This window comes from Novosphingobium mangrovisedimenti (assembly GCF_025153475.1).
GTDB classification, from domain to species: domain Bacteria; phylum Pseudomonadota; class Alphaproteobacteria; order Sphingomonadales; family Sphingomonadaceae; genus Novosphingobium; species Novosphingobium mangrovi_A.
The window spans coordinates 21,650-43,415 of sequence record NZ_JANZXA010000005.1 but is presented as its reverse complement, the minus strand read 5'-3'; the positions used below and the strand labels follow the sequence as shown (position 1 = coordinate 43,415).

General features: G+C 64.1%; 21 protein-coding genes. 11 read left to right on the top strand and 10 right to left on the bottom strand.

The annotated features are described in order from the left end of the window. The first annotated feature begins 63 nt into the window (after positions 1-63). A complete protein-coding gene (locus NZK81_RS08830) occupies positions 64-246 on the top strand; it encodes a YegP family protein (RefSeq protein WP_260045762.1) in 183 nt (60 codons plus the stop codon). 9 nt (positions 247-255) lie between these two features. On the opposite strand, the gene NZK81_RS08825 is transcribed toward NZK81_RS08830, so the two are convergent. The 4 genes from NZK81_RS08825 to ispH all read right to left on the bottom strand — a co-directional run bounded on the left by NZK81_RS08825 (position 256) and on the right by ispH (position 3,886). After that, positions 256-1,347 (bottom strand): aluminum activated malate transporter family protein, encoded by a 1,092-nt coding sequence (locus NZK81_RS08825; protein WP_260045761.1) that lies wholly within the window; start codon positions 1,345-1,347, stop codon positions 256-258. Positions 1,348-1,498: 151 nt separating this feature from the next. Beyond that, the gene (gene rnhA, locus NZK81_RS08820; protein ID WP_260045760.1) at positions 1,499-1,933 is read right to left on the bottom strand and encodes a ribonuclease HI; all 435 of its coding nucleotides are present in this window, start codon (positions 1,931-1,933) and stop codon (positions 1,499-1,501) included. Further along, positions 1,930-2,910, bottom strand: coding sequence for a homoserine kinase (gene thrB, locus NZK81_RS08815; RefSeq protein WP_260045759.1), 981 nt, complete (start codon positions 2,908-2,910; stop codon positions 1,930-1,932). The genes rnhA and thrB overlap by 4 nt, the downstream gene beginning before the upstream one ends. Before the next feature lie 13 nt (positions 2,911-2,923). Continuing rightward, positions 2,924-3,886 carry a 4-hydroxy-3-methylbut-2-enyl diphosphate reductase gene (gene ispH, locus NZK81_RS08810; protein ID WP_260045758.1) on the bottom strand — a complete coding sequence of 321 codons (963 nt, stop codon included), beginning with the start codon at positions 3,884-3,886 and terminating at the stop codon, positions 2,924-2,926. Between the two features lie 67 nt (positions 3,887-3,953). Here ispH and NZK81_RS08805 point away from each other — a divergent pair, with 67 nt between their 5' ends. The 3 genes from NZK81_RS08805 to map all read left to right on the top strand — a co-directional run bounded on the left by NZK81_RS08805 (position 3,954) and on the right by map (position 5,867). Next, positions 3,954-4,616, top strand: a complete 663-nt coding sequence (locus NZK81_RS08805; RefSeq protein ID WP_260045757.1) for a hypothetical protein — start codon at positions 3,954-3,956, stop codon at positions 4,614-4,616. A gap of 269 nt (positions 4,617-4,885) precedes the next feature. Further along, positions 4,886-5,092, top strand: coding sequence for a ParD-like family protein (locus NZK81_RS08800; protein WP_260045756.1), 207 nt, complete (start codon positions 4,886-4,888; stop codon positions 5,090-5,092). Between the two features lies 1 nt (position 5,093). Further along, complete coding sequence (map, locus tag NZK81_RS08795; RefSeq protein ID WP_260045755.1) at positions 5,094-5,867, top strand: type I methionyl aminopeptidase; 774 nt, start codon at positions 5,094-5,096, stop codon at positions 5,865-5,867. 94 nt (positions 5,868-5,961) lie between these two features. Here map and NZK81_RS08790 read toward each other — a convergent pair whose 3' ends face one another. The 6 genes from NZK81_RS08790 to NZK81_RS08765 all read right to left on the bottom strand — a co-directional run bounded on the left by NZK81_RS08790 (position 5,962) and on the right by NZK81_RS08765 (position 9,655). Further along, positions 5,962-6,753, bottom strand: coding sequence for a lysophospholipid acyltransferase family protein (locus tag NZK81_RS08790; protein ID WP_260045754.1), 792 nt, complete (start codon positions 6,751-6,753; stop codon positions 5,962-5,964). Beyond that, entirely contained in the window at positions 6,750-7,184 is a 435-nt protein-coding gene (locus NZK81_RS08785) for a Fur family transcriptional regulator (protein WP_260045753.1), read from the bottom strand. Before NZK81_RS08785 ends, NZK81_RS08790 begins: the two co-directional genes overlap by 4 nt. A gap of 161 nt (positions 7,185-7,345) precedes the next feature. Then, positions 7,346-7,792, bottom strand: a complete 447-nt coding sequence (locus NZK81_RS08780; RefSeq protein ID WP_311202080.1) for a Ros/MucR family transcriptional regulator — start codon at positions 7,790-7,792, stop codon at positions 7,346-7,348. 163 nt (positions 7,793-7,955) lie between these two features. Then, positions 7,956-8,414, bottom strand: coding sequence for a GNAT family N-acetyltransferase (locus NZK81_RS08775; RefSeq protein ID WP_260045751.1), 459 nt, complete (start codon positions 8,412-8,414; stop codon positions 7,956-7,958). Next, positions 8,411-9,058: a tRNA (adenosine(37)-N6)-threonylcarbamoyltransferase complex dimerization subunit type 1 TsaB gene (gene tsaB / locus NZK81_RS08770; RefSeq protein ID WP_260045750.1), complete on the bottom strand. Its 648-nt coding sequence runs from the start codon at positions 9,056-9,058 to the stop codon at positions 8,411-8,413. Before tsaB ends, NZK81_RS08775 begins: the two co-directional genes overlap by 4 nt. A gap of 18 nt (positions 9,059-9,076) precedes the next feature. After that, on the bottom strand, positions 9,077-9,655 hold the full coding sequence (locus tag NZK81_RS08765; RefSeq protein WP_260045749.1) for a NifU family protein: 579 nt from the start codon (positions 9,653-9,655) through the stop codon (positions 9,077-9,079). Positions 9,656-9,761: 106 nt separating this feature from the next. On the opposite strand from NZK81_RS08765, the gene NZK81_RS08760 reads away from it, so the two are divergent. From NZK81_RS08760 to NZK81_RS08730, 7 genes are all read left to right on the top strand, one after another. Further along, positions 9,762-12,680 (top strand): M16 family metallopeptidase, encoded by a 2,919-nt coding sequence (locus tag NZK81_RS08760; RefSeq protein ID WP_260045748.1) that lies wholly within the window; start codon positions 9,762-9,764, stop codon positions 12,678-12,680. Positions 12,681-12,843: 163 nt separating this feature from the next. After that, positions 12,844-14,217: a class II 3-deoxy-7-phosphoheptulonate synthase gene (locus NZK81_RS08755; protein ID WP_260045747.1), complete on the top strand. Its 1,374-nt coding sequence runs from the start codon at positions 12,844-12,846 to the stop codon at positions 14,215-14,217. A gap of 781 nt (positions 14,218-14,998) precedes the next feature. Next, positions 14,999-15,385, top strand: a complete 387-nt coding sequence (locus tag NZK81_RS08750) for a DUF3775 domain-containing protein (RefSeq protein ID WP_260045746.1) — start codon at positions 14,999-15,001, stop codon at positions 15,383-15,385. Between the two features lie 532 nt (positions 15,386-15,917). Beyond that, the gene (locus tag NZK81_RS08745) at positions 15,918-17,804 is read left to right on the top strand and encodes a CocE/NonD family hydrolase (RefSeq protein ID WP_260045745.1); all 1,887 of its coding nucleotides are present in this window, start codon (positions 15,918-15,920) and stop codon (positions 17,802-17,804) included. Positions 17,805-17,845: 41 nt separating this feature from the next. Beyond that, positions 17,846-18,631, top strand: coding sequence for an SDR family NAD(P)-dependent oxidoreductase (locus NZK81_RS08740; protein ID WP_260045744.1), 786 nt, complete (start codon positions 17,846-17,848; stop codon positions 18,629-18,631). Continuing rightward, on the top strand, positions 18,628-19,377 hold the full coding sequence (locus NZK81_RS08735; protein WP_260045743.1) for an SDR family NAD(P)-dependent oxidoreductase: 750 nt from the start codon (positions 18,628-18,630) through the stop codon (positions 19,375-19,377). The genes NZK81_RS08740 and NZK81_RS08735 overlap by 4 nt, the downstream gene beginning before the upstream one ends. A 124-nt stretch (positions 19,378-19,501) precedes the next feature. Continuing rightward, on the top strand, positions 19,502-21,766 hold the full coding sequence (locus NZK81_RS08730; RefSeq protein ID WP_260045742.1) for an NADP-dependent malic enzyme: 2,265 nt from the start codon (positions 19,502-19,504) through the stop codon (positions 21,764-21,766).

Sequence of the window (21,766 nt, the reverse complement as noted above, 5' to 3'; positions counted from 1 at the left end):
ACGGGTTGCATCGGCGCGCTGGAATTGCTCAGTTCGGGGCGAACCTTTCCAAGGAGATAGTTGATGGCCCACCGCTTCGAAATCCGCAAGAACAAGGCCGGCGAGTTCGTCGCCTACTTCTGCTACAACGCGGAAACCATGTTCTGGACCGAAGGCTATTCGAGCAAGGCATCGGCGCAGAACGCAATCGATTCGATCAAGAAGAACGGCCCCGATGCCGAAGTGGTCGACAAGACGGTCGATTGAGCCGTTCGATCAGGTCGTCGCGGCGGGCCGGTCGGGTCCGCCGCGATGCGGCAGGCGGGCAGCGATGAAGTGCCAGGTGAGCAGCACCGGCTCCATCAAGGCCATGCCCACCATGATGCCGATCAGCCGGTCGACCGCAAGGCCGGGGTCCATTTCCCCGTAGGTGTCCGGCACCAGCGCCATCAGCAGCGCTATCGAGAATTGCAGCCCCACGTAGTTGGTCGCCGAGCCGCCTGTTTCGAGATGGCGGCCGATAACCAGCCCGACAACGGTCCCCGCGATGATCACGGCCGGGCTGCCATCGGCCAGGAGCAGGACGGATATGGCCAGCATGCCGCCGGCGATGCAGCCGATGGCGCGGTGCAACAGCCTGCGGCTGACCGGAACGAGGCCGCTCCGGCCCAGTCCGGCGACGGGCACGATCATCACGGCTATGATGGTGATTGCCGCGCCCGAAAGCTCGGGCAGGCGGGTCAGGTCGTAGACGGGCGGCAGTAGCGCCAGGGCAAGGCCGGCCTGTGCCGCGTGGCGGGCGGCCTGGGCATTCCAGCGCATGCGGTCGGGCCGCTGCTTGCGGTTCGCGAGCCAGCCGCTCCCGGAAAGCAGGGCCGCGCCCAGGCTGACGGCAACGCAGGCGATCGTCCCTGCCGCGACTTCCACGAAGCGCGTGCGGGCAAGCTCGATCGTATCGATATGCGGATAGGACAGCTTGTCGAACAGCACGATCTCGAATGTCAGCCCGAACAGCAGCCAGGCATAGGCCCGGCGGCCGGTAAGCATGCCGTAGAGCCCGAGGGCGCCGATCACCGCCGCGCTCAGGCTGGCGACGATCATCGAATGGACCGCGAGAGGCACGGCGACCAGCGCAAGGGTCGCGCCGGCGGCAGTGCCGATCATGCGCATGACGCCGCGCGTAAGCGTTTCGAGCGCGTCGCTCTTCAGAAGGACCAGCGCCGAGACGGCCGCCCAGGATACCATCCGGGCACCGGCAAACTGGGCCAGCACGATGGCGAGCAGAACGGAGATCACGCAGGCCGCCGTATCGGCCATGCGCGGGCCCGGCGTCGCCATGGCGCGCAGCTCGTACCCAATCCTGTTCAAGATCGCCTTCACCATGGGCGTGCCTATGGCGAGTGAAGGGCGATGTTTAAAGTGGCAGGTTGCTTGCGAAGAACGCAATGGTCAGCGTCTATTTCGCACATGCAGCATAAAATACCGCACGCGCGAAGAAAGGTGCCGCCGTTCGAAATGCCTATCCGGCCGCCAGCGCGGCATCGCTGGCGAGCTTGTCGACCCGTTCGTTCTCGTCGTGGCCCGAATGGCCGCGCACCCATATCCAGCTGACCTTGTGGCGCAGTTCGGCCTCGATCAGGTCGTGCCACAGGTCGGCATTGCGCACCGGCTGCTTGCTGGCATTGACCCAGCCCTTCTTCTTCCAGCCGTGGACCCACTTGGTGATCCCGTCGATGACATAGCGGCTGTCGGTGTGGAGCGTGACCTCGCACGGTTCGGTCAGGGCATTGAGGGCCTTGATGACGGCGGTCATTTCCATGCGATTGTTGGTCGTCTCGGGATCGCCGCCCGACATTTCCTTTTCGTGCCGGCCCATGCGCAGCAGCACGCCCCAGCCGCCGGGCCCCGGGTTGCCCTTGCAGGCGCCATCGGTGAAGACATCGACCTTCTTCATGAGGCAAAGATACTCGCATTGGCCGGATTGGCATAGAATTCGAGCCGGCGCGCGAAAGCCATCGGGTCCTTGAGGGTGACCAGCGCGTCGTCGGGCGTGTTCAGCCAGTCGTAGGCGCGGGTCGCCAGGAAGCGCATGGCCGCGCCGCGCGCCAGCAGGGGCAGGGCCTTGCGTTCGTCGTCGAGCAGGGGGCGCACGCTGTCGTAGCCTTCGAGAAGCGCACTCGAAAGCGCCGGGAGGAAGCGGGTCCCGTCCGCATTGAAGCACCACGCGGCGTGGGTGACGGCAACGTCGTAGGCGGTGATGTCGGTGCAGGCGAAATAGAAGTCGATGAGGCCGGTAACCGTATCGCCGAGCATCAGCACGTTGTCCGGAAACAGGTCGGCATGGATCACTCCGCGCGGCAGGTTCGCGGGCCAGCGCGCGGACAGCAGGGCCAGCTCGTGCTCGACGATGCGGGCCAGTTCCGGGTGGATCGCTTCAAGGCCTTCGCGGCCGCAGTCGCCCAGCAGTTGCTGCCATGCGGCCAGCCCCATCGAATTGACGCGCTCGCAGCCGAAGTCGGCGGCGGCAAGGTGCACCTGCGCGAGCGCGGCGCCGACGGCGCGGGCCTGCGCCGGGGCGGGATCGGAAACCGATACGCCGGGCAGGAACTCGATGAGCGCCAGCGCCTTGCCTTCGTGGAAGCGGTGGCTGGCGCCGTCGCGATCGTGCATCGTGCGCGGGACCGGGCAATCGCGCGCGGCCAGGTGATCGAGCAGGTCGAGGAAGAAGGGCAGGTCCTGCACATCGGTGCGGGCTTCATAGACGGTGAGGATGAAGCGCCGTGCAGCGCCGCTGCTGTCCTGCGTCTCGATCAGCCAGTTGCTGTTGGAAACGCCTTCCGCGATGCCCTTGGCCGAAACCAGGGTGCCGACGTCGAAGGCGCCGATGATCGCGGCCATCTCTTCCGCACCGAGCCGGGTATAGACTGCCATGACCGGGTTTCCTTCAGCGCATCAACTGGCGAGGCAGTTTGAAGGTGATGTGCTCCTTTGCCGTCACGATTTCCTCGGCGGTGACGTCGCGCAGCGCCTTCAGCCGGTCGACGACTTCGTTCACCAGCTGCTCGGGCGCCGATGCGCCTGCGGTGACGCCCACGGTTTCCACGCCGGTCAGCCATTCGGGATCGATGTCGCTGGCGCGCTGGATCAGCTGCGCGCATGCCCCGGCGCGGTGCGCCACTTCCACCAGGCGCAGCGAATTGGAGCTGTTCGGCGCGCCGATCACGAACATGAGCTGGCACAGCGGCGCGATCTGCTTGACCGCGGCCTGACGGTTGGACGTTGCATAGCAGATGTCCTCGGCCTTGGGGGCGACGACTTGCGGATAGCGCGCCTCGATCTCGCGGATGATGGCCGCGGTATCATCGACCGAAAGCGTGGTCTGCGACAGGTAGGACAGCTCGGTGTCGGGCGCGAAGGTCAGGGTTGCCACGTCGTCCACGGTTTCGACCAGCGTTATCGTGCCTTCGGGAACCTGGCCGAACGTCCCGATCACTTCGGGATGGCGGGCGTGGCCGATGAACAGGATGTGCCGGCCCGCCTCGATCTGGCGTTCGGCCTGGCGGTGCACCTTGCTGACCAGGGGGCAGGTCGCGTCCAGCCATTCCAGCCCGCGCGCCGTCGCCGCGGCGGGGACGGCCTTGGGCACGCCGTGCGCGCTGAAGATCACCGGGACGCCGTCGGGCACTTCGTCCAGCTCCTCCACGAACACCGCGCCCTTGGCCTTGAGGGAATCGACCACGAACTTGTTGTGGACGATCTCGTGGCGCACGTAGACCGGCGGTCCGTAGATCTCGATCGCGCGTTCGACGATCTCGATGGCGCGGTCCACGCCGGCGCAAAAACCGCGTGGAGCGGCGATCAGGAGGCGCAGGGGCTGTTTCGTCGGGGACGGAAAGGGCGCGTTCATGATCGGCCCTCTAGCGCTTTGCCGCTTGCATCGCTAGGGCAAGCGCACGCCAATTGAGGAAGTGACGATGAATGCACGCCGTCTGACTGCCACTGTTCTCTGCTCCGCCGCCGCGTTGACCGCGCTCAGCGGGTGCAAGACCAAGGGGGACATCGTGGTCGACCAGGGCGTTGGCATTACCGCGGTCCGCAGCAAGTGCCCCGCCGTCGGCATTCCCGACTATACCGGCGACGTCACGCTGTTCCGCGTTCCGGGCGATACGACCGCCGGCAATATCGACGTTGTCGCGGCGATGACCGACGTGCGCACCCAGTGCAACCAGGACGCGGGCGACAAGGTCTTCGCGCAGGTATCGTTCAAGATCGCTGCCCGCCGCAACGACACCAGCGGCGCGCGTCAGGTGACGCTGCCCTATTTCGTGACCGTGCTGCAGGGCGGCACCGCCGTGGTCAGCAAGCGCGTCGGCAACGTGACCCTGAATTTCGCCGACGGTCAGGATCGCGCGGAAGTGAGCGGCACCGGTTCGGCCTATATCGACCGCGCGGCCGCGACGCTGCCCGACGACATTCGCGAGCGCATCACCCGCAGGCGCAAGGCCGGCGACGCCGACGCCGCCGTCGATCCGCTCTCCGATCAGAAGGTCAAGGCCGCGGTGGCACGTGCCTCGTTCGAGGTGCTGGTCGGGTTCCAGCTGAACGAAAGCCAGCTGGCCTATAACGCCACCCGCTGAGCGGGCCGCCCGGGGCGCTGGCACAAGTTCGACGGTTGCCATCGGCGGCCGCAATTCGCGATTTTGATCCGAAAGCCCGAAAGCGGTCTTTTCCGGAGCCACCGACATAGCTGCCGTTCGTGGCTGCGGTAACAGATGACCTTGTAGAACTCTCGCTTCGGCCCAACGCCAATTGGGAGGCGAGTTAAGTCGCATCCATGCCATTGGATTGACAAATCTATATACGTTTTATATATGAATCGTATATAGATTTGCTGTGAGAGCGGCTCATGGGCATTGTAAAGATAAACGACGATCTGCACGAAGAAGTACGTAGAGCCAGCACGGTGATGTGCCGCTCCATAAACGCGCAAGCCGAGTTCTGGATGAAGATCGGCAAGCTTGCTGAAGCCAATCCAACCCTGTCTTTCAGCGATATAGTCAAGGCACAACTGGCTGCCGTCGAAGACTGTCCCGCTCAGGAATTCGCTGCCTGATATGGTAAAGACTCCCGAAGAACTGTCGCTCATGCGTGTTTCGGGCCGCTTGCTGGCCTCGGTCTTCGAGATGCTCGACGGGCTGGACCTTGCCGGCATGACAACGATGCAGATCAACGATTTGGTCGAGCGCTACATCACTATCGATCTTGCCGCACGCCCAGCGAGCAAGGGGCAGTACGGCTTCAAGTTCGTCCTCAACTGCTCGATTAATCATGTCGTGTGCCACGGTGTGCCGGACGCGGACGAGATCGTGCAGGAAGGCGACATCATCAATCTCGACATAACGCTGGAAAAGAACGGCTACATCACGGACTCGAGCAAGACCTATGTGGTTGGAGACGCCGCGCCCGCGGCGAAACGTCTGGTCCGAGTTACCCAGGAAGCAATGTGGATGGGTATCAGGCAGGTGCGGCCGGGAGCACATCTCGGCGACATCGGTTTCGCCATCGAACGACATGCAAAGAGAAACGGTTACTCGGTCGTGCGCGAATATTGCGGACACGGTATCGGGCGCAAGATGCATGAGGAACCGCAGGTGCTGCATTTCGGGCGACCGGGAACCGGCATGCGGCTGCAAGAAGGCATGGTATTCACGATTGAACCCATGATCAATCAGGGAAGGCGAAAGGTATATACCGAGGAAGATGGATGGACCGTCGTCACCAGCGATCGAAAACTCTCTGCTCAGTTCGAGCATACGGTTGCAGTGACAGCGAGCGGTGTGGAGGTTCTGACTCTGCGGCACGACGAACAACCGCGCCCACCCAGTTAAGCAGCCCGCTGACCCCGACATTCCCGCCGTCCAATGTGTGTTAGCTGCGCCCTGATACCTGCCGGTTGTTCAGCTCCGGCTTCGTCCGCGCGGGTTAGCCCCTGCGGGTCGCCATTGCCGCGCTGATGGCATGGCTGGCTGCATGGGCCATGGCCTTGCGGTCCACGCGTTCGCTCTCCTGCAGGAGCGGCAGGAAGGTGATGGCCAGTCTGACCGGGCGCCAGCGTGCGAGGATGCGCAGCGCATTGTCCAGCCCTGGTTCGGCGCCTGCCCATGCGATGTCCCGGGTTTCTTCGCCATAGTCGAGCCAGACCGGCTGGACCGGAATTTGGTCGGCGTCGGCCTCGGCTTCGAGTGCAGACAGCAGGGAGGACTTGAACGGCAGCAGCGCGGTGCCGTCCGACGTGGTGCCTTCGGGGAAGATCGTCAGCGCGCCCGTTTCGAACAGCGCGGAACGGACCTGCTCGACTTGCGCGGCAACGCTGCGGCGGTCGTGGCGCGCGATGAAGACGGTGTCGTTGAGGCCGCATAGCCAGCGCAAGGGGCCGAAGGCGGCAAGGCCGTCATGCGCGATGAAGGCTGTGCCGGTGGCGCCTGCCATGGCCGGAATATCCAGCCAGCTCACATGGTTGGCAAGGAAGAAGGTGCGCCCGGCGGGATGCACGCCGACGATGCGGAGGCGAACGCCCGCGATCGCCGTCACCGCGCGCAGGAACCAGCGTGGCACCGGATTGCGGGCGGTGAGGGGGGCGAGCAGGTAGTACAGCGGGGTACACAGGAGCAGCGTTGCCAGCAGCAGGGCGAGGCGCATGGCCACCAGCGGCCAGTTCCATGGCGCGATGGTCCGTCCCCGGGCTGGCGCCGGGGTGGACGCCGCCCTGGTCACCTGCTGTCGCCGTCCTCGCGCTCGATCTTGACGCCGAACAGTTCCATGCGGTGGTCGACGAGACGGAAGCCGAGGCGTTCCGCGATCTGGCGCTGCAGCGCTTCGAGTTCGGGATCGACGAATTCGATGACGGCGCCGGTTTCCACGTCGATCATGTGGTCGTGGTGGGCTTCGGGCGCGGCTTCGTAGCGGGCGCGGCCGTCACCGAAGTCGTGACGGTCGAGGATGCCGGCCTCTTCGAACAGACGCACTGTGCGGTAGACCGTGGCGATCGAGATGCCCGGATCGATCGCGGAAGCGCGTTCGTGCAGTTTTTCGACGTCGGGATGGTCGGTGCTGTCCGACAGGACTTTCGCGATCACGCGACGTTGTTCGGTGATGCGAAGGCCGCGCTCGGCGCAGAGAGCTTCGATGTCGATGGGTTGGTGCACGTGTTGACCTGTCAAATGAATGCGGCGCACCGGACATGTTAGGCCGGTGCGCCTGCAATCTCAACCATCAAGGCCCGACTGGAAACCAGTGGGCACAAAGGTTTGCACAGGGAAGTTGCCGAAAGGAAAAACCGTTTCGGTTTCCTTCCCCGTTCAGGCCGTCAGGCTGCGGCGGCCTTGGGCTTGCGGCCGCGGCGCGCGTTGGGCTTGCGGCCCAGGCCGATCTTCTTGGCCAGTTCGCGGCGCTTCTCGGCATAGTTGGGGGCGACCATCGGATAGTCGGCGGGCAGGTTCCAGCGCGCGCGATATTCTTCCGGGGTCATGTTGTAGTGGGTCATGAGATGGCGCTTGAGCATCTTGAGCTTCTTGCCGTCTTCAAGGCACACGATGTAATCGGGCTTCACCGAGGCGCGGACCGACACGGCCGGCTCCGGCTTTTCCTCTTCGACAACCGCAGGGCCGCCAAGTCCGGCGAGGGCGCCGTAGACGTTGGTGATCAGCGAAGGGAGATCTTCGACGTTGACGTTGTTGTTGCTCACATGCGCGGCAACGATGTCCGACGTCAGCGTGATGAGTGTCTCGTTCGTGTCGGTTTGAATGTCTTCCACGTTATTATCCTTTTGAGCGACCATTAGGGCGATATTCAGGTTTTTTTGAGCCTGTGGCAGCGTCCATTGGACGATTTGGCCGCAAAGTGCAAGTTCAATTGGAACTTTCACACAACGTAGGGAATTATATGGAGAATCTTAACTGTTAAAGTGCGCTTTGCGTTTACGCGAGGTCACAAGCGAACGTAATGGCGTCGATCCGTTGACCGCTTGTCGTAAGATAATAATCTCTGCGTTCGCCAATCGAATAGAATCCGCAACTTCTGTAAAGCGACTCGGCAGGGTTGCCTCTTCTCATTTCAAGTAAGAGCCGTTTAACGCATCGTTCGTTTGCCCCGCCTTGAAGCTTTCTCAACAGATTTCGGCCAAGGCCTTTTCTGCGAAAAGCGGGGGATACGCCCAGAAGAAGCAGTTCTTCTTCCTCGAAGCCGGTGCGCGACAGCCAAAAGCCGGCCGTCGGTTCGTCATCCTGTGGCCACTCACCTTCCTCGTTCACAAGGCAATAGTGGCTGTTTCCGAACTTGAGCGCGTCTTCAACTTGACGTCTGTTCCAGGCTTCGCGGAAGGTCGGGTCGAAGGCGGCCGCCATGACTTCCATGATCCGGTCGATGTCGTCGGTCATGCCGCAGGTGCCGGTGGCGCGCTCGCGGGAAGCCGCGCGTCGGGCGCGCGGCCGTAGAGCGGGCGAACGTCTTCAAGCAGCGCTTCCGACGGCAGCATCGCGAAGGCGCGGGCATCGGGCCAGGCGGCCATGGCCTGCCCGGTCCCGCGCAGGTTCACGAGCGCTTGGGCCTGGTTTCCCGCCACGATCTCCTCGTGGCATGCGGTTGCCGCCGCTTCGGGCCGCAGCGAGGCGAGGGCGCCCGAGGCCTTGCCCTGCGCGTCGAAGCCCTGAACGAACCATTCGCCGTGTCCGCCGGTCATCGCCACGCAGACCGGGACCGCGCCGTGCGTCTGCCGGGCAATGGCTGCGACCAGTGCGTGGCTGGAATAGCCGACCAGTTCCGCGCTCCAGGCCAGTGCCAGCGCCCGCGCCGCGGCCAGCCCGACCCTTACGCCGGTGAAGCTGCCGGGGCCGAGCGAGACGGCGATGCGGTTCGCGCGCCCGCGTCCGGGGAGGGCCGCGATCATCGGGACGAGCGCCTCTGCGTGTCCGCGCCCGAGCACGCGAAACTCGCCGGCGACCAGTTGGCCATCGTCGAGGAGCGCGACCGAGCAGGCGTCGGTCGCGGAATCGATTACCAGCGTGCGTTTTTCGGTGGTCACCCTGCCGCCCGCTTCGCGTCAGGCGGCCCGGACTTCGGTTACTTCGGGGACGTAGTGCTTGAGCAAGCTCTCGATCCCGTGCTTGAGCGTGGCGGTCGACGACGGGCAGCCGGAGCAGGCGCCCTGCATCGTGAGGTAGACCACGCCTTCGCGAAAACCGCGATAGACGATGTCGCCGCCGTCGTTGGCCACGGCCGGGCGCACACGCGTATCGATGAGGTCGCGGATCTGGGCGATGATGTCGGCATCGGCGGGGTCATCGCCGAAGTCTTCGTCTTCCGCTGCCGGCACGGCGATGCCGCTGGCGTCGCCGCCGGCGAAGAGCGGGGCTTCGGACACGAAGTGATCGAGCAGGATCGATACGACTTGCGGCTTCAACCCCGGCCATTCGGCGCCCGGCGCCGCAGTAACCGAAATGAAGTCCTGCCCGAAGAACACGCCGCTCACGTCGCCGAGATCAAACAGGGCCCCGGCCAGCGGCGAAGCCTCGGCGTCTTCGTAGGACGTGAATTCGCGCGTTCCCGCGGTCATCACCTGCCTGCCGGGCAGGAACTTGAGCGTGGCGGGATTGGGCGTGGTTTCGGTTTCGATAAACATGACATTGGCGATTTAGGAGAAGTGGGCGAAGGGTCAAGAGTTAGCGGGGGTAATGGCGCGCGCTATTCACTGGCCCTTAAGGGACTCGCGTCCTATAGCTTCCTTGATGAAGACTTTCCCGCGCGCCGCCTGCTCGCTTGCCTGCCTGTTGCTTCTCGCCCAGGTTCCCGCCCTGCCTGTTCTCGCGCAGCAAGCGGAAGTCCCCGCAACCCTGCTGGCCGATACGCAGGACCCCTGGCTCTACCGCAACAGCGACATCCCGCACGACAAGGCCTGGCACTTCGGCGAGATGTCGAATGGACTGCGCTATGCCGTGCGCAAGAACGGCGTGCCGCCGGGGCAGGTTTCGATCCGCATCCGCGTCGATGCCGGTTCGCTCTACGAAACCGACTCGGAGCGGGGCTATGCCCACCTGCTGGAACACATGCTGTTCCGCCAGTCGAAATACCTGGCCGAGGGTACGGCAATCGCCGCCTTCCAGCGCCTCGGCGCCACTTTCGGCAGCGACACCAACGCGCAGACCACGACCACCGAGACGGTCTTCAAGCTCGACCTGCCCAACGCCACGCCGGGCTCGCTGGACGAGACCTTCAAGCTGCTTTCCGGCATGGTGACCGCGCCCACGCTTTCGGCGTCGAACCTCAAGAAGGACCTGCCGATCGTGCTCGCTGAAATGCGCGAGCGCGGCGGTGCGGCAAAGCGTTTGCAGGATGCGATGCAGCAGGTGTTCTACGCCGGCCAGCCGCTCTCCGAGCGCGAGCCGATCGGCACCGTCGAGACGCTGACGGCGACGACGCCCAAGTCCGTCCGGGCGTTCTATTCGCGCTGGTACCGGCCCGACAACGTCACGGTGATCGTGGCCGGCGATGCCGATCCGGCCATGCTCGAATCCTATGTGCACAAGTGGTTCGGCGACTGGAGCGCTTCGGGACCGCTGGCACCGGTGCCCAGCTTCGGCGATCCGGTTGCGCCCAGGGGCGTCGATCCGAAGAACCCGGTGGGCGAAACCCGCGTGCTTGTGGAACCCGATCTGCCGCCTTCGCTGATGTATGCGATCCTGCGGCCCTGGCGGCAGGTCAACGACACGATCGTGTACAATCAGGGGCTGATGACGGATTCGATTGCCCAGGCGATCATCAACCGGCGACTGGAATCCAAGGCGCGGGCCGGCGGCAGCTTCCTGTCCGCTTCGGTCAACCAGAACGATGTCGCGCGCTCGGCCGATGCCACGTTCGTTTCGGTCACCCCGCTTGGCGATGACTGGAAGGCCGCGCTCCACGATGTCCGCGCGGTGATCGCCGATGCACTCACCCGGCCGCCGACGCAGGAGGAAATCGACCGCGAAGTGGCCGAGCTCGACGTCGCCTTCCAGGTGCCGGTGGAGCAGCAGCGCATCCTGCCCGGCTCGAAGCTGGCGGACGATCTGGTCAATGCGCTGGACATCCGCGAGACGGTCGCCGCGCCCGATGACGTGCTGAACATCTTCCGCGAGTCCAAGCCGCTGTTCACGCCCGCGAAGGTGCTAGAACACACGCGCAAGCTTTTTTCCGGCACTGTGACGCGCGCTTTGTTTACGGTGCAGAAGCCGGGAGAGGTGACCGACAAGGCGCTGCAGCAGGCGCTGCTCGAACCGGTCAGGCCCGACCAGAGCATCCGCATGGCAGCCGAGGCCGCGCCGGTCTCGTTCGACAAGCTTCCCGCCATCGGGACGGCGGCCGAACCGATCGCCGATCAGCCGACCGGCCTGCTCGACATCGAGCAGCTGACCTTCGCGAACGGCGTCAAGGTCATGCTCTGGCCGGTGACCGAGGAACCGGGCCGGGTCATGGTGAAGGTCCGCTTCGGTGGCGGCTACCGTTCGATCGATCCCAGGGATGCGCCCTATATCGCGCTCGGCCAGTACGCGCTTGTCGGTTCGGGCGTGGCCACGCTCGGGCAGGAAGATCTCGACCGCATCGCGACCGGGCGCAAGATGGGTTTCGATTTCGACGTGCACGATGCCACGTTCGAGCTTTCGGCGGAAACGCGCCCGCAGGACCTGGCCGACCAGCTCTATCTCTTCGCGGCGAAGCTCGATCTGCCCAAGTGGGACAAGAACCCGTTCCTGCGCGCCAAGGCGGCGGCGAAGATCCAGTACGACACTTACGCCACTTCGCCGCAAGGCGTGCTGAACCGCGACCTCCAGTTCTACCAGCGCGGTCAGGACCCGCGCTTTGCAACGCCGACGCCCACCGAGATCGAGGCGACCACGCCCGAAGGGTTCAAGCGGGTGTGGAGCAAGGCGCTGTCGCAGGGGCCGGTCGAAGTGCAGATCTTCGGCGATTTCGACAAGGTCAAGGCGATCGCGGCGCTGGAAAAGACGTTCGGCGCGCTCAAGCCGCGCACGCCTGCACCCTCGACGGCGGACGTCACCGAAGTGCAGGTGCCCAGGCCTTCGGAAAAGGCCATCGTCCTGCACCACCATGGCGATCCGGATCAGGCCGCGGCCGTGATTTCCTGGCCGACCGGCGGCGGTTCGCTGGGCATCCGGGAATCGCGCCAGCTCGAGATCCTCACGCAATTGTTCTCCAACCGCCTGCTCGATGCGATGCGCGAGAAGCTCGGCGTGTCCTATGCGCCCTACGTCTTCTCGACCTGGCCGGTGGACCTGCAGGCGGGCGGCTCGATCACGGCGATGGCGCAGCTCGATCCCAAGTCGGTGCCGGTGTTCTTCCAGGTCGCCGACGAGATCGCGCAGGACCTGATCGCCAACCCGCCCACGGCCGACGAGCTGGAACGCGTGACCGAACCGCTACGCCAGCAAGTGACGCGCGCCGCATCGAGCACCTCGTTCTTCATGAGCCAGCTCGAAGGGGCGACCAGCGATCCCTCGCGGCTCGGCTCGGTCCGCACCGTCCTCAGCGACTACACCGTGACGACGCCGCAGACGATGCAGCAGCTCGCCGCGCGCTATCTGGGAGAGGGCAGTTCGTGGCGGCTGGAAGTCGTGCCTGAGAAGGACAAGACCAGCGTCGCCACGCGCTAGGTCCGATCGCTGCGGAGCCATGATGGCCCGCGAACACGGTCTTGCCGCGCAACCGATCGCTGTCATCGGGCAAAGCGGCTTTGCAAAAATTGCCCGTGAGCGCTATGGGGCGCCCCTTGATTTTTTCCGGCGCGCGAGGCGGCGGGATACAGGAGTATTCGAAGTGGCTAGCAACTGGACCCCGGACGGCTGGAAAGCGCAGGAAGCGCGCCACCTTCCGGTTTATGGCGATGTGGAGAAACTGAGCGAGGTAGAAGCCACGCTCGCAAAGTATCCCCCGCTGGTCTTTGCCGGCGAAGCGCGCGATCTCAAGAAGGACCTCGCCGAAGTGGCCGCGGGCCGCGGTTTTCTGCTCCAGGGCGGGGACTGCGCCGAGAGCTTTGCCGAGTTCCACCCGGACAACATCCGCGACACGTTCCGCGTGCTGCTGCAGATGGCGGTCGTGCTGACTTTCGCCAGCAAGCAGCCGGTGGTGAAGGTGGGCCGCATGGCCGGCCAGTTCGCCAAGCCGCGCTCGGCCCCGACCGAGAAGCAGGGCGACAAGGAATACCCGAGCTACTTCGGCGACATCATCAACGCCATCGAGTTCGGCGAGGAAACCCGCCGCAACGATCCCGAGCGCATGCTCAAGGCCTATGGCCAGTCGGCCGCGACGCTCAACCTGCTGCGCGCCTTCGCGGGCGGCGGCTATGCCAACCTGCGCCAGGTCCACCAGTGGACGCTCGAACATATCGACCGCAGCCCCTGGGGCGAGAAGTTCTCGCAGATGGCGGACCGCATCGGCGAGGCGCTGGAATTCATGGCAGCCTGCGGCGTCGATCCGGAAACCGTGCCGCAGCTTCAGGGCACCAGCTTCTACACCAGCCACGAGGCGCTGCTGCTGCCTTACGAGCAGGCGCTGACGCGCCGCGATTCGCTGACCGGCGACTGGTACGACTGCTCGGCCCACATGCTGTGGATCGGTGACCGGACCCGCTTCGAGGGTTCGGCCCACGTCGAGTTCCTGCGCGGCGTCGGCAACCCGATCGGCATGAAGTGCGGCCCCAGCCTAGAGCCCGACGCGCTGCTGCGCATGCTCGACACGCTCAACCCGGGCCGCGAGCCGGGCCGCATGACCCTGATCAGCCGCTTCGGCCACGACAAGGTCGAGGCCGGCCTGCCCAGGCTGGTGCGCGCGGTGCAGCGCGAGGGTCATCCGGTGGTGTGGTCGTGCGACCCGATGCACGGCAACGTCATCAAGACCGACAGCGGCCTCAAGACCCGCCCGTTCGACCGCATCCTCGCCGAAGTGCGCGGCTTCTTCGCCGTCCACCGCGCCGAGGGCACGCATGCCGGCGGCATCCACATCGAGATGACCGGCCAGGACGTGACCGAATGCACCGGCGGCGCCATCGCCATCACCGACGAGGCGCTGGGCGATCGCTACCACACGCACTGCGACCCGCGCCTCAACGGCGCGCAGTCGATCGAACTGGCCTTCGAGATGGCCGACCTGCTCAACCTGGAAGCGAACGAGCGGCACAAGCAGGCCGCCTGATTTCGATCCTCACGTTAGCGAAGGGGCGCGGAGGCTAAGGCTTCCGCGCCCCTTTTGCTTTTGGGCGATGTCCGGAGGGACAAGCTGCTGGTCGGAAATGCCGGGAGGTAGTGAACAGCAGTCTTTCCGGATGCGCCGACATTGCGGACATTCCTAAAGGCCGCCATCTTCGGTGCAATCAGCGCGATGTTCGGGGAGTGTGATCAGTGAGTGCAGACGCGAAGAACTCAGCCATGCTCCTCATACAGGTCGGCTTTTGGAGCCTCTTCGTATGGTGGATGTTTGGCATCACCAAGAGCGTGGAGCTTCCGTCATGGGTAGTTCCAGTTGGCGGATTGCTTGGGTTGGTAAATTTAGTTCGGTTCGCGTACGGCCTATGGCAACGGCGAGCTTCAAATCCGGATAACCCGAACAATAGCTGACTGCGTCCGGCATCGGTTTAGTCCAAGCTGCGACGGCGGTGGCTCTGTCTGCTTGCCCCGGCTTTGCCGCCGTCCAGCCAAGATGATCAACTGCCAGCAGCGGTCGAACGTTCATCGGAAGGGCCGAATTTCAACCTTTTAACCGGAAGCCGGCCTTTCCGGAGCCGCCGACAAGACTGCCATTCATCGCTCATTATTCCAGTACCCGCGATGGATATTGAATTGCGTGGGCAGCGTGGAAAAACATCGGGTAACGGCCGAAACGCATTCCCCGAAACAGTTTTGTTATTTTCGTAATGTTTTTTCAACTAAATTCGGCGCATTGATCGCAATATCAGCCATAATTACGAGATATATTCATGGTATGCCTAAAAATACCACGAGATCAACTGGAAATCGTACTTATTTCCGCTCAAGCCCTTCAGGCAGAGATGCTCCAAAGCATGCAAAGGCATGAGATCGTCGGCAAGGTTAAAGAAGCGTCCTCCGCTTCAGGAGTCGAGCAAAATGATGAAATCGCAATGAAATTTAAATCTGTTCTCGAAAATCTCGATGACACCGCTATCGCTGAAGTGGTTGCAATTAGTGTAGTTGGAGACGGAAGTTGTAATGTTTATGAATTTGACGAACTCGTCGATAATATCCGAAATGAGAGCCGACAAAATAAAATAAAGTTAGTTACAAATGAGCCGCTTATTGGCAATATGATCCACGATGGCATGAAGATGCTTGGTCTATCTAATTGACCTTAATGCATGCATTAGCATCGATGGTAGCTGGATTAACGGCTGGCGCAGGCGTTGATCGCGGCCAAGCTCGCTGATAATCGGAAGCCGCCGCTTTCGCAATGTCCGCTAACCCCGACTTTTCGGTTGTTTGGCGCTCTCCAACAGATGCCCATTGGCGGACGGTGGTTCAGGCGGAAAAGTGTTCGCAAAACCTGTGCCTCATCGCCGTCCGGTTCCGGCTTCATGCAGATGCGAGAAGTCGCGTCCGTCCTGGTTGCCCGTGCGGCTGGACAAAGCGACGGGCGCATTTCCTACACTCACGGAGGCTGTCACACTGTGCACGGCATTCATTTGTCGGCGCTCCTTGAACAGTTGATTCTATTGCACCGGACGGCCTGTCACCGTGTGAAATTCTGAATAATATAAATTATTGAATATAATATAAAAATTGGAAAAACCTCGCGCCGGTACGGACAAACTTCGTGAACTTTCAGGGCCAGGGGCGGGGCATGCGCTTGACCGGGCGGCCCGCCCGCGCCACCCATGGCGCATGAAGCACCCCCTGATCGCCGCGAGCCTCGTTCTCGCGCTCACCACGACTGCCGCCATCCACGCCGCGGCGCCCACCGACACGATGATAAACGAGCAGGTCGAATCCTACGACTGGGTTCTGCCGCAGGCCGACTTCGTGCGCCGCGAGGTGATGGTGCCGATGCGTGACGGGACCAAGCTCTACACCGTCATCGTCTTCCGCAAGGGGGCGAAGGACGGGCCGATCCTGCTCAGCCGTACGCCTTATGACGCGCAGCGCGCGACGACGCGCAACCGCAGCCAGAAGATCGAGGAAATCCTGCCCGTCATGGACAAGGAATTCGTCGATGACGGCTATATCCGCGTCTATCAGGACGTGCGCGGCCTCGGAAAGTCCGAGGGCGACTATGTGATGAACCGGCCGCTGCGCGGGCCGCTCAACAAGACCAGCGTCGATCACGCGACCGATGCTTACGACACCATCGACTGGCTGGTGAAGAACGTGCCGGAAAGCAACGGCAAGGTCGGCATTACCGGTTCGTCCTATCTCGGCTTCACGTCGCTGATGGCGCTCATTGATCCGCACCCCGCGCTCAAGGCTGCGGTACCGCAAAGCCCGATGGTCGATGGCTGGATGGGCGACGACTGGTTCCACAACGGCGCCTTCCGCACCTTCGGGTTCGACTACGATCTGGAGCAGACGGTCAAGAGCGGCGGCGGCGCCGTGCCCAAGGGGACCGGGGACGAATATACCGCCTATCTCAAGGCCGGTTCGGCAATGGCCTATGCCAAAGCCTATGGCCTGCTGAAACTGCCGATCGTGCGCAAGATGCTGGAGCATCCCAGCTACGATGCGTGGTGGCAGGGGCAGGCGGTCGACAAGCTGCTCGCCAAGCGCAAGCTGACGGTGCCGACGATGCTGCTCGTGGGCCAGTGGGACCAGGAAGACAGCTATGGCGCTCCGGCGGTCTACAAGGCGCTGGAGCCGCAGGACACGAACAACGACATGGTCAGCCTGGTGATCGGCCCCTGGCGCCACTCCCAGGTGAACTACGAGGCGCGCGCGCTCGGGCCGCTCAAGTGGGAAGGGGACACGGGGCTGCAGTTCCGCACCCGCTACATGAAGCCGTTCCTCGACTGCCACCTCAAGACCCACGCGCCCAAGTGCGACACGCCGCCCGTGCTGACTTATGCGACCGGCACCAATCGCTGGGAAGTCTCGCAGAAATGGCCGGCGGGGGATTACACCCCGCTCTACCTTGGCGCGAATTCCAGCCTGTCGTTTTCCAAGCCGGGCGCGGGCAGCGAAAGCTACGTCTCCGATCCGGCCAAGCCGGTGCCGATGCTGCCGCGTCCGATCCACATGTCGGGTGACGAATGGCGGACCTGGCTGGTGCAGGATCAGCGCTTCGTCGATGGCCGGCCCGACGTGATGAGCTATACCACCGGCGTGCTCGACAAGCCGGTCCACATCAAGGGCGCGCCCAAGGTGGAGCTGCACGCGGCCACCACCGGGCAGGACAGCGACTATGTGGTCAAGCTGATCGACGTCTATCCCGAGGAGAACTCGGCCGATCCGGTGATGGGGGGCTACGAACTGGCGCTGGGCATCGAGATCTTCCGCGGGCGCTACGTCCATGGCTTCTCCACCTCCGCGCCGCTGGAGCCGGGCAAGACCTATGCCTTCAAGTGGGACCTGCCCAATGTCGATCACGTGTTTCTGCCGGGGCACAGGATCATGGTGCAGGTCCAGTCGAGCCTGTTCCCGCTCTACGATCGCAATCCGCAGACCTGGGTGCCATCGATCATGGAGGCGATGCCCAAGGACTATGTGAAGGCCACTGAAACAGTACACTATGGTGGCGACGCGGCCAGCGCCGTCTGGCTGCCTGTCGCCAAGGACTGAGGGGAAACATCCCCCGGTCCCCTTGTGTGGGAGATCAGGGGATGGACCTCGAACGGTACGGGCCATGGGCCCTTGTTGTCGGCGGATCGGAAGGCGTGGGGGCCGAATGCGCCCGCCAGCTTGCGGCTGGCGGGTTCGATCTCGTCCTGACCGCGCGCAAGATAGAGCCGCTGGAGGCGCTGGCGCAGGAACTGCGCGGTGCCGGGCGGCAGGTGCGTGTCGTCAGCGCCGATCTGGCTCGGCCCGATGCGTTGGAGCGCGTGCGTGAGGCGACCGACAACATCGAGGTTGGCCTGTTGTTCTACAACGCCGGGGCCAACAACACGCGTGGCAATTTCGTTGATCTTCCGGCGGAAGTGACGCGCTCGGTGATTGCGATCAACGTGATTGGCCAGACCGAGTTCGCGCGGCACTATGGCGCCCTGATGAAGCCGCGCGGCAAGGGCGGGATCGTCCTGACCGGATCGCTCTCCGGCTACATGGGCTCGCCCTCGCTGGCGGCCTATACGGCAGCCAAGGCGTTCAGCCGCACCTTCACCGAAGCGCTCTGGGCCGAGTGCTCGGCTTTCGGCGTGGATGTGCTGCACTTCGTGATCGGCTTCACCGCGACACCGGCCATGGAGCGGCTGGGTATCGATGTTTCGAAGGCGGAAGACCCCGGGGCGGTCGCGCGCAAGGCGCTGGCGAATATCGCCAACGGTCCGGTCGTGATTGCGGGCGGCGAGGATAATCTTGAGAGGGCGCGCCAGCGCTCGGTCGTGGACGGGCGCGGCGCAGCGATCCGGGCCATGGCGACACCATCGCGAGAGGACATGCCGAAGACATGAGCGGACTTTTCGATCTGACCGGGCGCGTTGCGCTGGTTACGGGCGGTGCCAGCGGCATCGGCACGGGCATTTGCGAAGTGCTGACGGAAGCCGGGGCGACGGTGGTGATCGCCGACCGCGACAAGGCCGGTGCGCGCAAGCAGATCGATGCCGGCGCGGCGGCCGATTTCGTGGCCGTCGATCTGTCGGACGAAGCTTCGATTGTCGCCGCCTGCGCGGAGGCGGTCGTGCGTCACGGCGCGCCATGGCTGCTGGTGAACAATGCCGGGCTGCAGCACCGCGAAATGCTGGTAGATGGCACGGCCGCGCACTGGCAGCGGATCAACGACGTCAATGCCCGCGCACCGTTCCTGATGATCCGCGAAGTGGCGCAGGCGATGATCGCGAAAGGCGAGGGCGGTCGCATCGTCAATTGCGCCTCGTGCGGCCTCGTCGGGCAGTTCGTGCAGGGGCTGGCCGCCTACATGGCATCCAAGGGCGCGCTGGCGGCGCTCACGACAAGCGCGGCGTTCGAGCTGGCCGAGCAAGCCATCACCGTCAACACCGTGCTGCCCGGCGGTGTCGGCACGCCCGGCGCAATCGGCGCGGCAGGGCCGCCGCCCATCGGCCCGGGCAATCGCACACCGCCTCTGGGGCACTGCACGCCGCGTGATGTCGGCTCCGCCGTGCTTTACTTCGCGACTCCCATGGCGCGGCTTGTGACCAATCAGGTCATCGCGGTCGATGGCGGTTTCACGGTGACCTGAACGCTTGAGGCAAGTCGATTCGCAGCGGTCTGGCGCAAGCGCGGGGAGAGCGTGATCCACAGGCCAGCAAAGTTCGAAAATTAGGGATCGCCACGGCGGCTTTTGGCTCCTAAAGGCCACTTACATGGACGAAAATCTCCGGAACGCCGCCCTCGAATACCACCGCTCGCCCAAGCCGGGCAAAATGCGGATCGAGCCCACCAAACGGATGGTCAACCAGCGCGATCTGGCGCTGGCCTATTCGCCCGGGGTCGCGGCGCCTTGCGAAGAGATCGCCGCCAATCCCGACAAGGCGGACGACTATACCGCGCGTGGCAATCTCGTTGCCGTCATCTCCAACGGCACTGCCGTTCTGGGCCTCGGCGCGATCGGGGCACTGGCGTCCAAGCCGGTGATGGAAGGCAAGGCTGTTCTCTTCAAGAAATTCGCCGACATCGACGTGTTCGACATCGAGGTGGACACGACCGATCCCGAGAAGTTCGTCGATGCCGTCGCGCTGCTCGAACCGACCTTCGGCGGGATCAACCTCGAGGACATCAAGGCGCCGGAATGCTTCGCCATCGAGGCGGCCCTGCGCGAGCGAATGAACATCCCGGTGTTCCACGACGACCAGCATGGCACCGCGATCGTCGTCGCGGCGGCGGTGCGCAATGCGCTGGTGCTGCAGGGCACGTCGCTGGCCGAGGCCAAGCTGGTTACCTCGGGTGCGGGGGCTGCGGCCATGGCCTGCGTGGACCTGCTGGTTTCGATGGGGCTGCCGGCCGAGAACGTCACGCTGACCGACAAGGACGGCGTGATCCATGCCGGCCGCGAAGGCATGCTGCCGAACATGGCGCGTTATGCCCGCAAGACCGATGCGCGCACGCTGCCCGAAGTGCTGCCGGGGGCCAACGTCTTCCTCGGTCTTTCCGCGCCGGGCGTGCTCAAGCCGGAGTGGTTGCCGCTGCTGGCTGACAAGCCGCTGATTTTCGCGCTGGCCAATCCCGAGCCGGAGATTCTGCCCGACGTCGCGCGCAGCGCGCGCCCGGATGCGATCATCGCCACGGGGCGGTCAGACTATCCCAACCAGGTCAACAACGTCCTGTGCTTCCCCTACATTTTCCGGGGCGCTCTCGATGTCGGCGCGACTACGATCAACGAGGCGATGAAGGTCGCCGCGGCAGAGGCGATCGCCTCGCTGGCGCGGCTGCCCGCGCATGAAAGCGTGGCGCAGGCCTATGGCGGGCGCAAGCTGGTGTTCGGGCCGGAATACGTGATCCCCACGCCCTTCGATCCGCGCCTGATCGCCGAGATCGCGCCGGCCGTCGCCAAGGCGGCGATGGACAGCGGCGTTGCCCGCCGTCAGCTCGATCTCGAAGCCTATCGCCGCTCGCTGGCCCAGCAGAATGCCCGTTCGGCGCAATTGATGATGCCGGTGTTCGAGGCGGCGCGCGGGACGAAGACCCGCATCGCCTATGGCGAGGGCGAGGATGAACGCGTGCTGCGCGCCATTCAGGATGCGCTGGACGATGGTATCGTGCGGCCGGTCATCGTCGCGCGGCGGCGCATCCTCGAAAAGCGCCTGCCCGGCCTGGGCCTGCGCTTCCAGCTGGACCGTGATGTCGAGGTGATCGATCCCGAGGCGGACGAAGCGATCATGAAATCGCTCGCCGACGCCTACCGCGCCATTGCCTCGCGCAAGGGGGTGCCGGTGCCGGAAATCGTGCGTCACATCTACCGTCGGCCCACCGTGACGGCGGCGATGCTGCTCAAGACCGGGCATGTCGAGGCGGCGCTTGTCGGCGGCAATTCGGAATACTGGGGGCAGGTGAAGCATGTCCTGCGCATCATCGACCGGGCCCCGGGCGCGCAGCGTGTCTATGCGCTTTCGGGCCTGATCCTCGATGCCGGTGCCTTGTTCCTCACCGATACCCACATGGTCAGCGAACCGACGCCCGAGCAGATCGCGGAAATGACCATGCTGGCCAGCCAGGAACTGCGGCATTTCGGTCTCCAGCCGCGTGTCGCGCTGCTGTCCCACTCCAATTTCGGTTCATCCCACAGCCCGAGTGCCCGCAAGATGCGCGCGGCCTACACCTTGCTGCAGGAAAAGGCGCCCGATCTTGCCGTCGATGGCGAAATGCATGCGGATGCGGCGCTGTCCCAGCCGGTGCGCGAACGCCTGATCCCGGATTCGCGGTTCGACGGGCCTGCCAACCTTCTGGTGATGCCAAACCTGGACGCGGCCAACATCACCCTCACCGCGCTTGGGGCATCGTCAAGTTCGCCGACGGTGGGCCCGATGCTCATGGGCCTGTCGCAGCCGATCCACGTGCTGCCCCCCGGCGTGACGTCGCGCACCATTCTCAACCTGACCACGATCGCGGCGGCGGAAGCCAAGCACCGCTAG

Bases quoted from the DNA above. Each gene is read 5' to 3' on its own strand.
- NZK81_RS08830 (WP_260045762.1), top strand. From the start codon at position 64: ATGGCCCACCGCTTCGAAATCCGCAAGAACAAGGCCGGCGAGTTCGTC.
- rnhA (WP_260045760.1), bottom strand. From the start codon at position 1,933: ATGAAGAAGGTCGATGTCTTCACCGATGGCGCCTGCAAGGGCAACCCG.
- thrB (WP_260045759.1), bottom strand. From the start codon at position 2,910: ATGGCAGTCTATACCCGGCTCGGTGCGGAAGAGATGGCCGCGATCATC.
- ispH (WP_260045758.1), bottom strand. From the start codon at position 3,886: ATGAACGCGCCCTTTCCGTCCCCGACGAAACAGCCCCTGCGCCTCCTG.
- NZK81_RS08805 (WP_260045757.1), top strand. From the start codon at position 3,954: ATGAATGCACGCCGTCTGACTGCCACTGTTCTCTGCTCCGCCGCCGCG.
- NZK81_RS08800 (WP_260045756.1), top strand. From the start codon at position 4,886: ATGGGCATTGTAAAGATAAACGACGATCTGCACGAAGAAGTACGTAGA.
- map (WP_260045755.1), top strand. From the start codon at position 5,094: ATGGTAAAGACTCCCGAAGAACTGTCGCTCATGCGTGTTTCGGGCCGC.
- NZK81_RS08775 (WP_260045751.1), bottom strand. From the start codon at position 8,414: ATGACCGACGACATCGACCGGATCATGGAAGTCATGGCGGCCGCCTTC.
- NZK81_RS08765 (WP_260045749.1), bottom strand. From the start codon at position 9,655: ATGTTTATCGAAACCGAAACCACGCCCAATCCCGCCACGCTCAAGTTC.
- NZK81_RS08760 (WP_260045748.1), top strand. From the start codon at position 9,762: ATGAAGACTTTCCCGCGCGCCGCCTGCTCGCTTGCCTGCCTGTTGCTT.
- NZK81_RS08750 (WP_260045746.1), top strand. From the start codon at position 14,999: ATGGTATGCCTAAAAATACCACGAGATCAACTGGAAATCGTACTTATT.
- NZK81_RS08745 (WP_260045745.1), top strand. From the start codon at position 15,918: ATGAAGCACCCCCTGATCGCCGCGAGCCTCGTTCTCGCGCTCACCACG.
- NZK81_RS08740 (WP_260045744.1), top strand. From the start codon at position 17,846: ATGGACCTCGAACGGTACGGGCCATGGGCCCTTGTTGTCGGCGGATCG.
- NZK81_RS08735 (WP_260045743.1), top strand. From the start codon at position 18,628: ATGAGCGGACTTTTCGATCTGACCGGGCGCGTTGCGCTGGTTACGGGC.
- NZK81_RS08730 (WP_260045742.1), top strand. From the start codon at position 19,502: ATGGACGAAAATCTCCGGAACGCCGCCCTCGAATACCACCGCTCGCCC.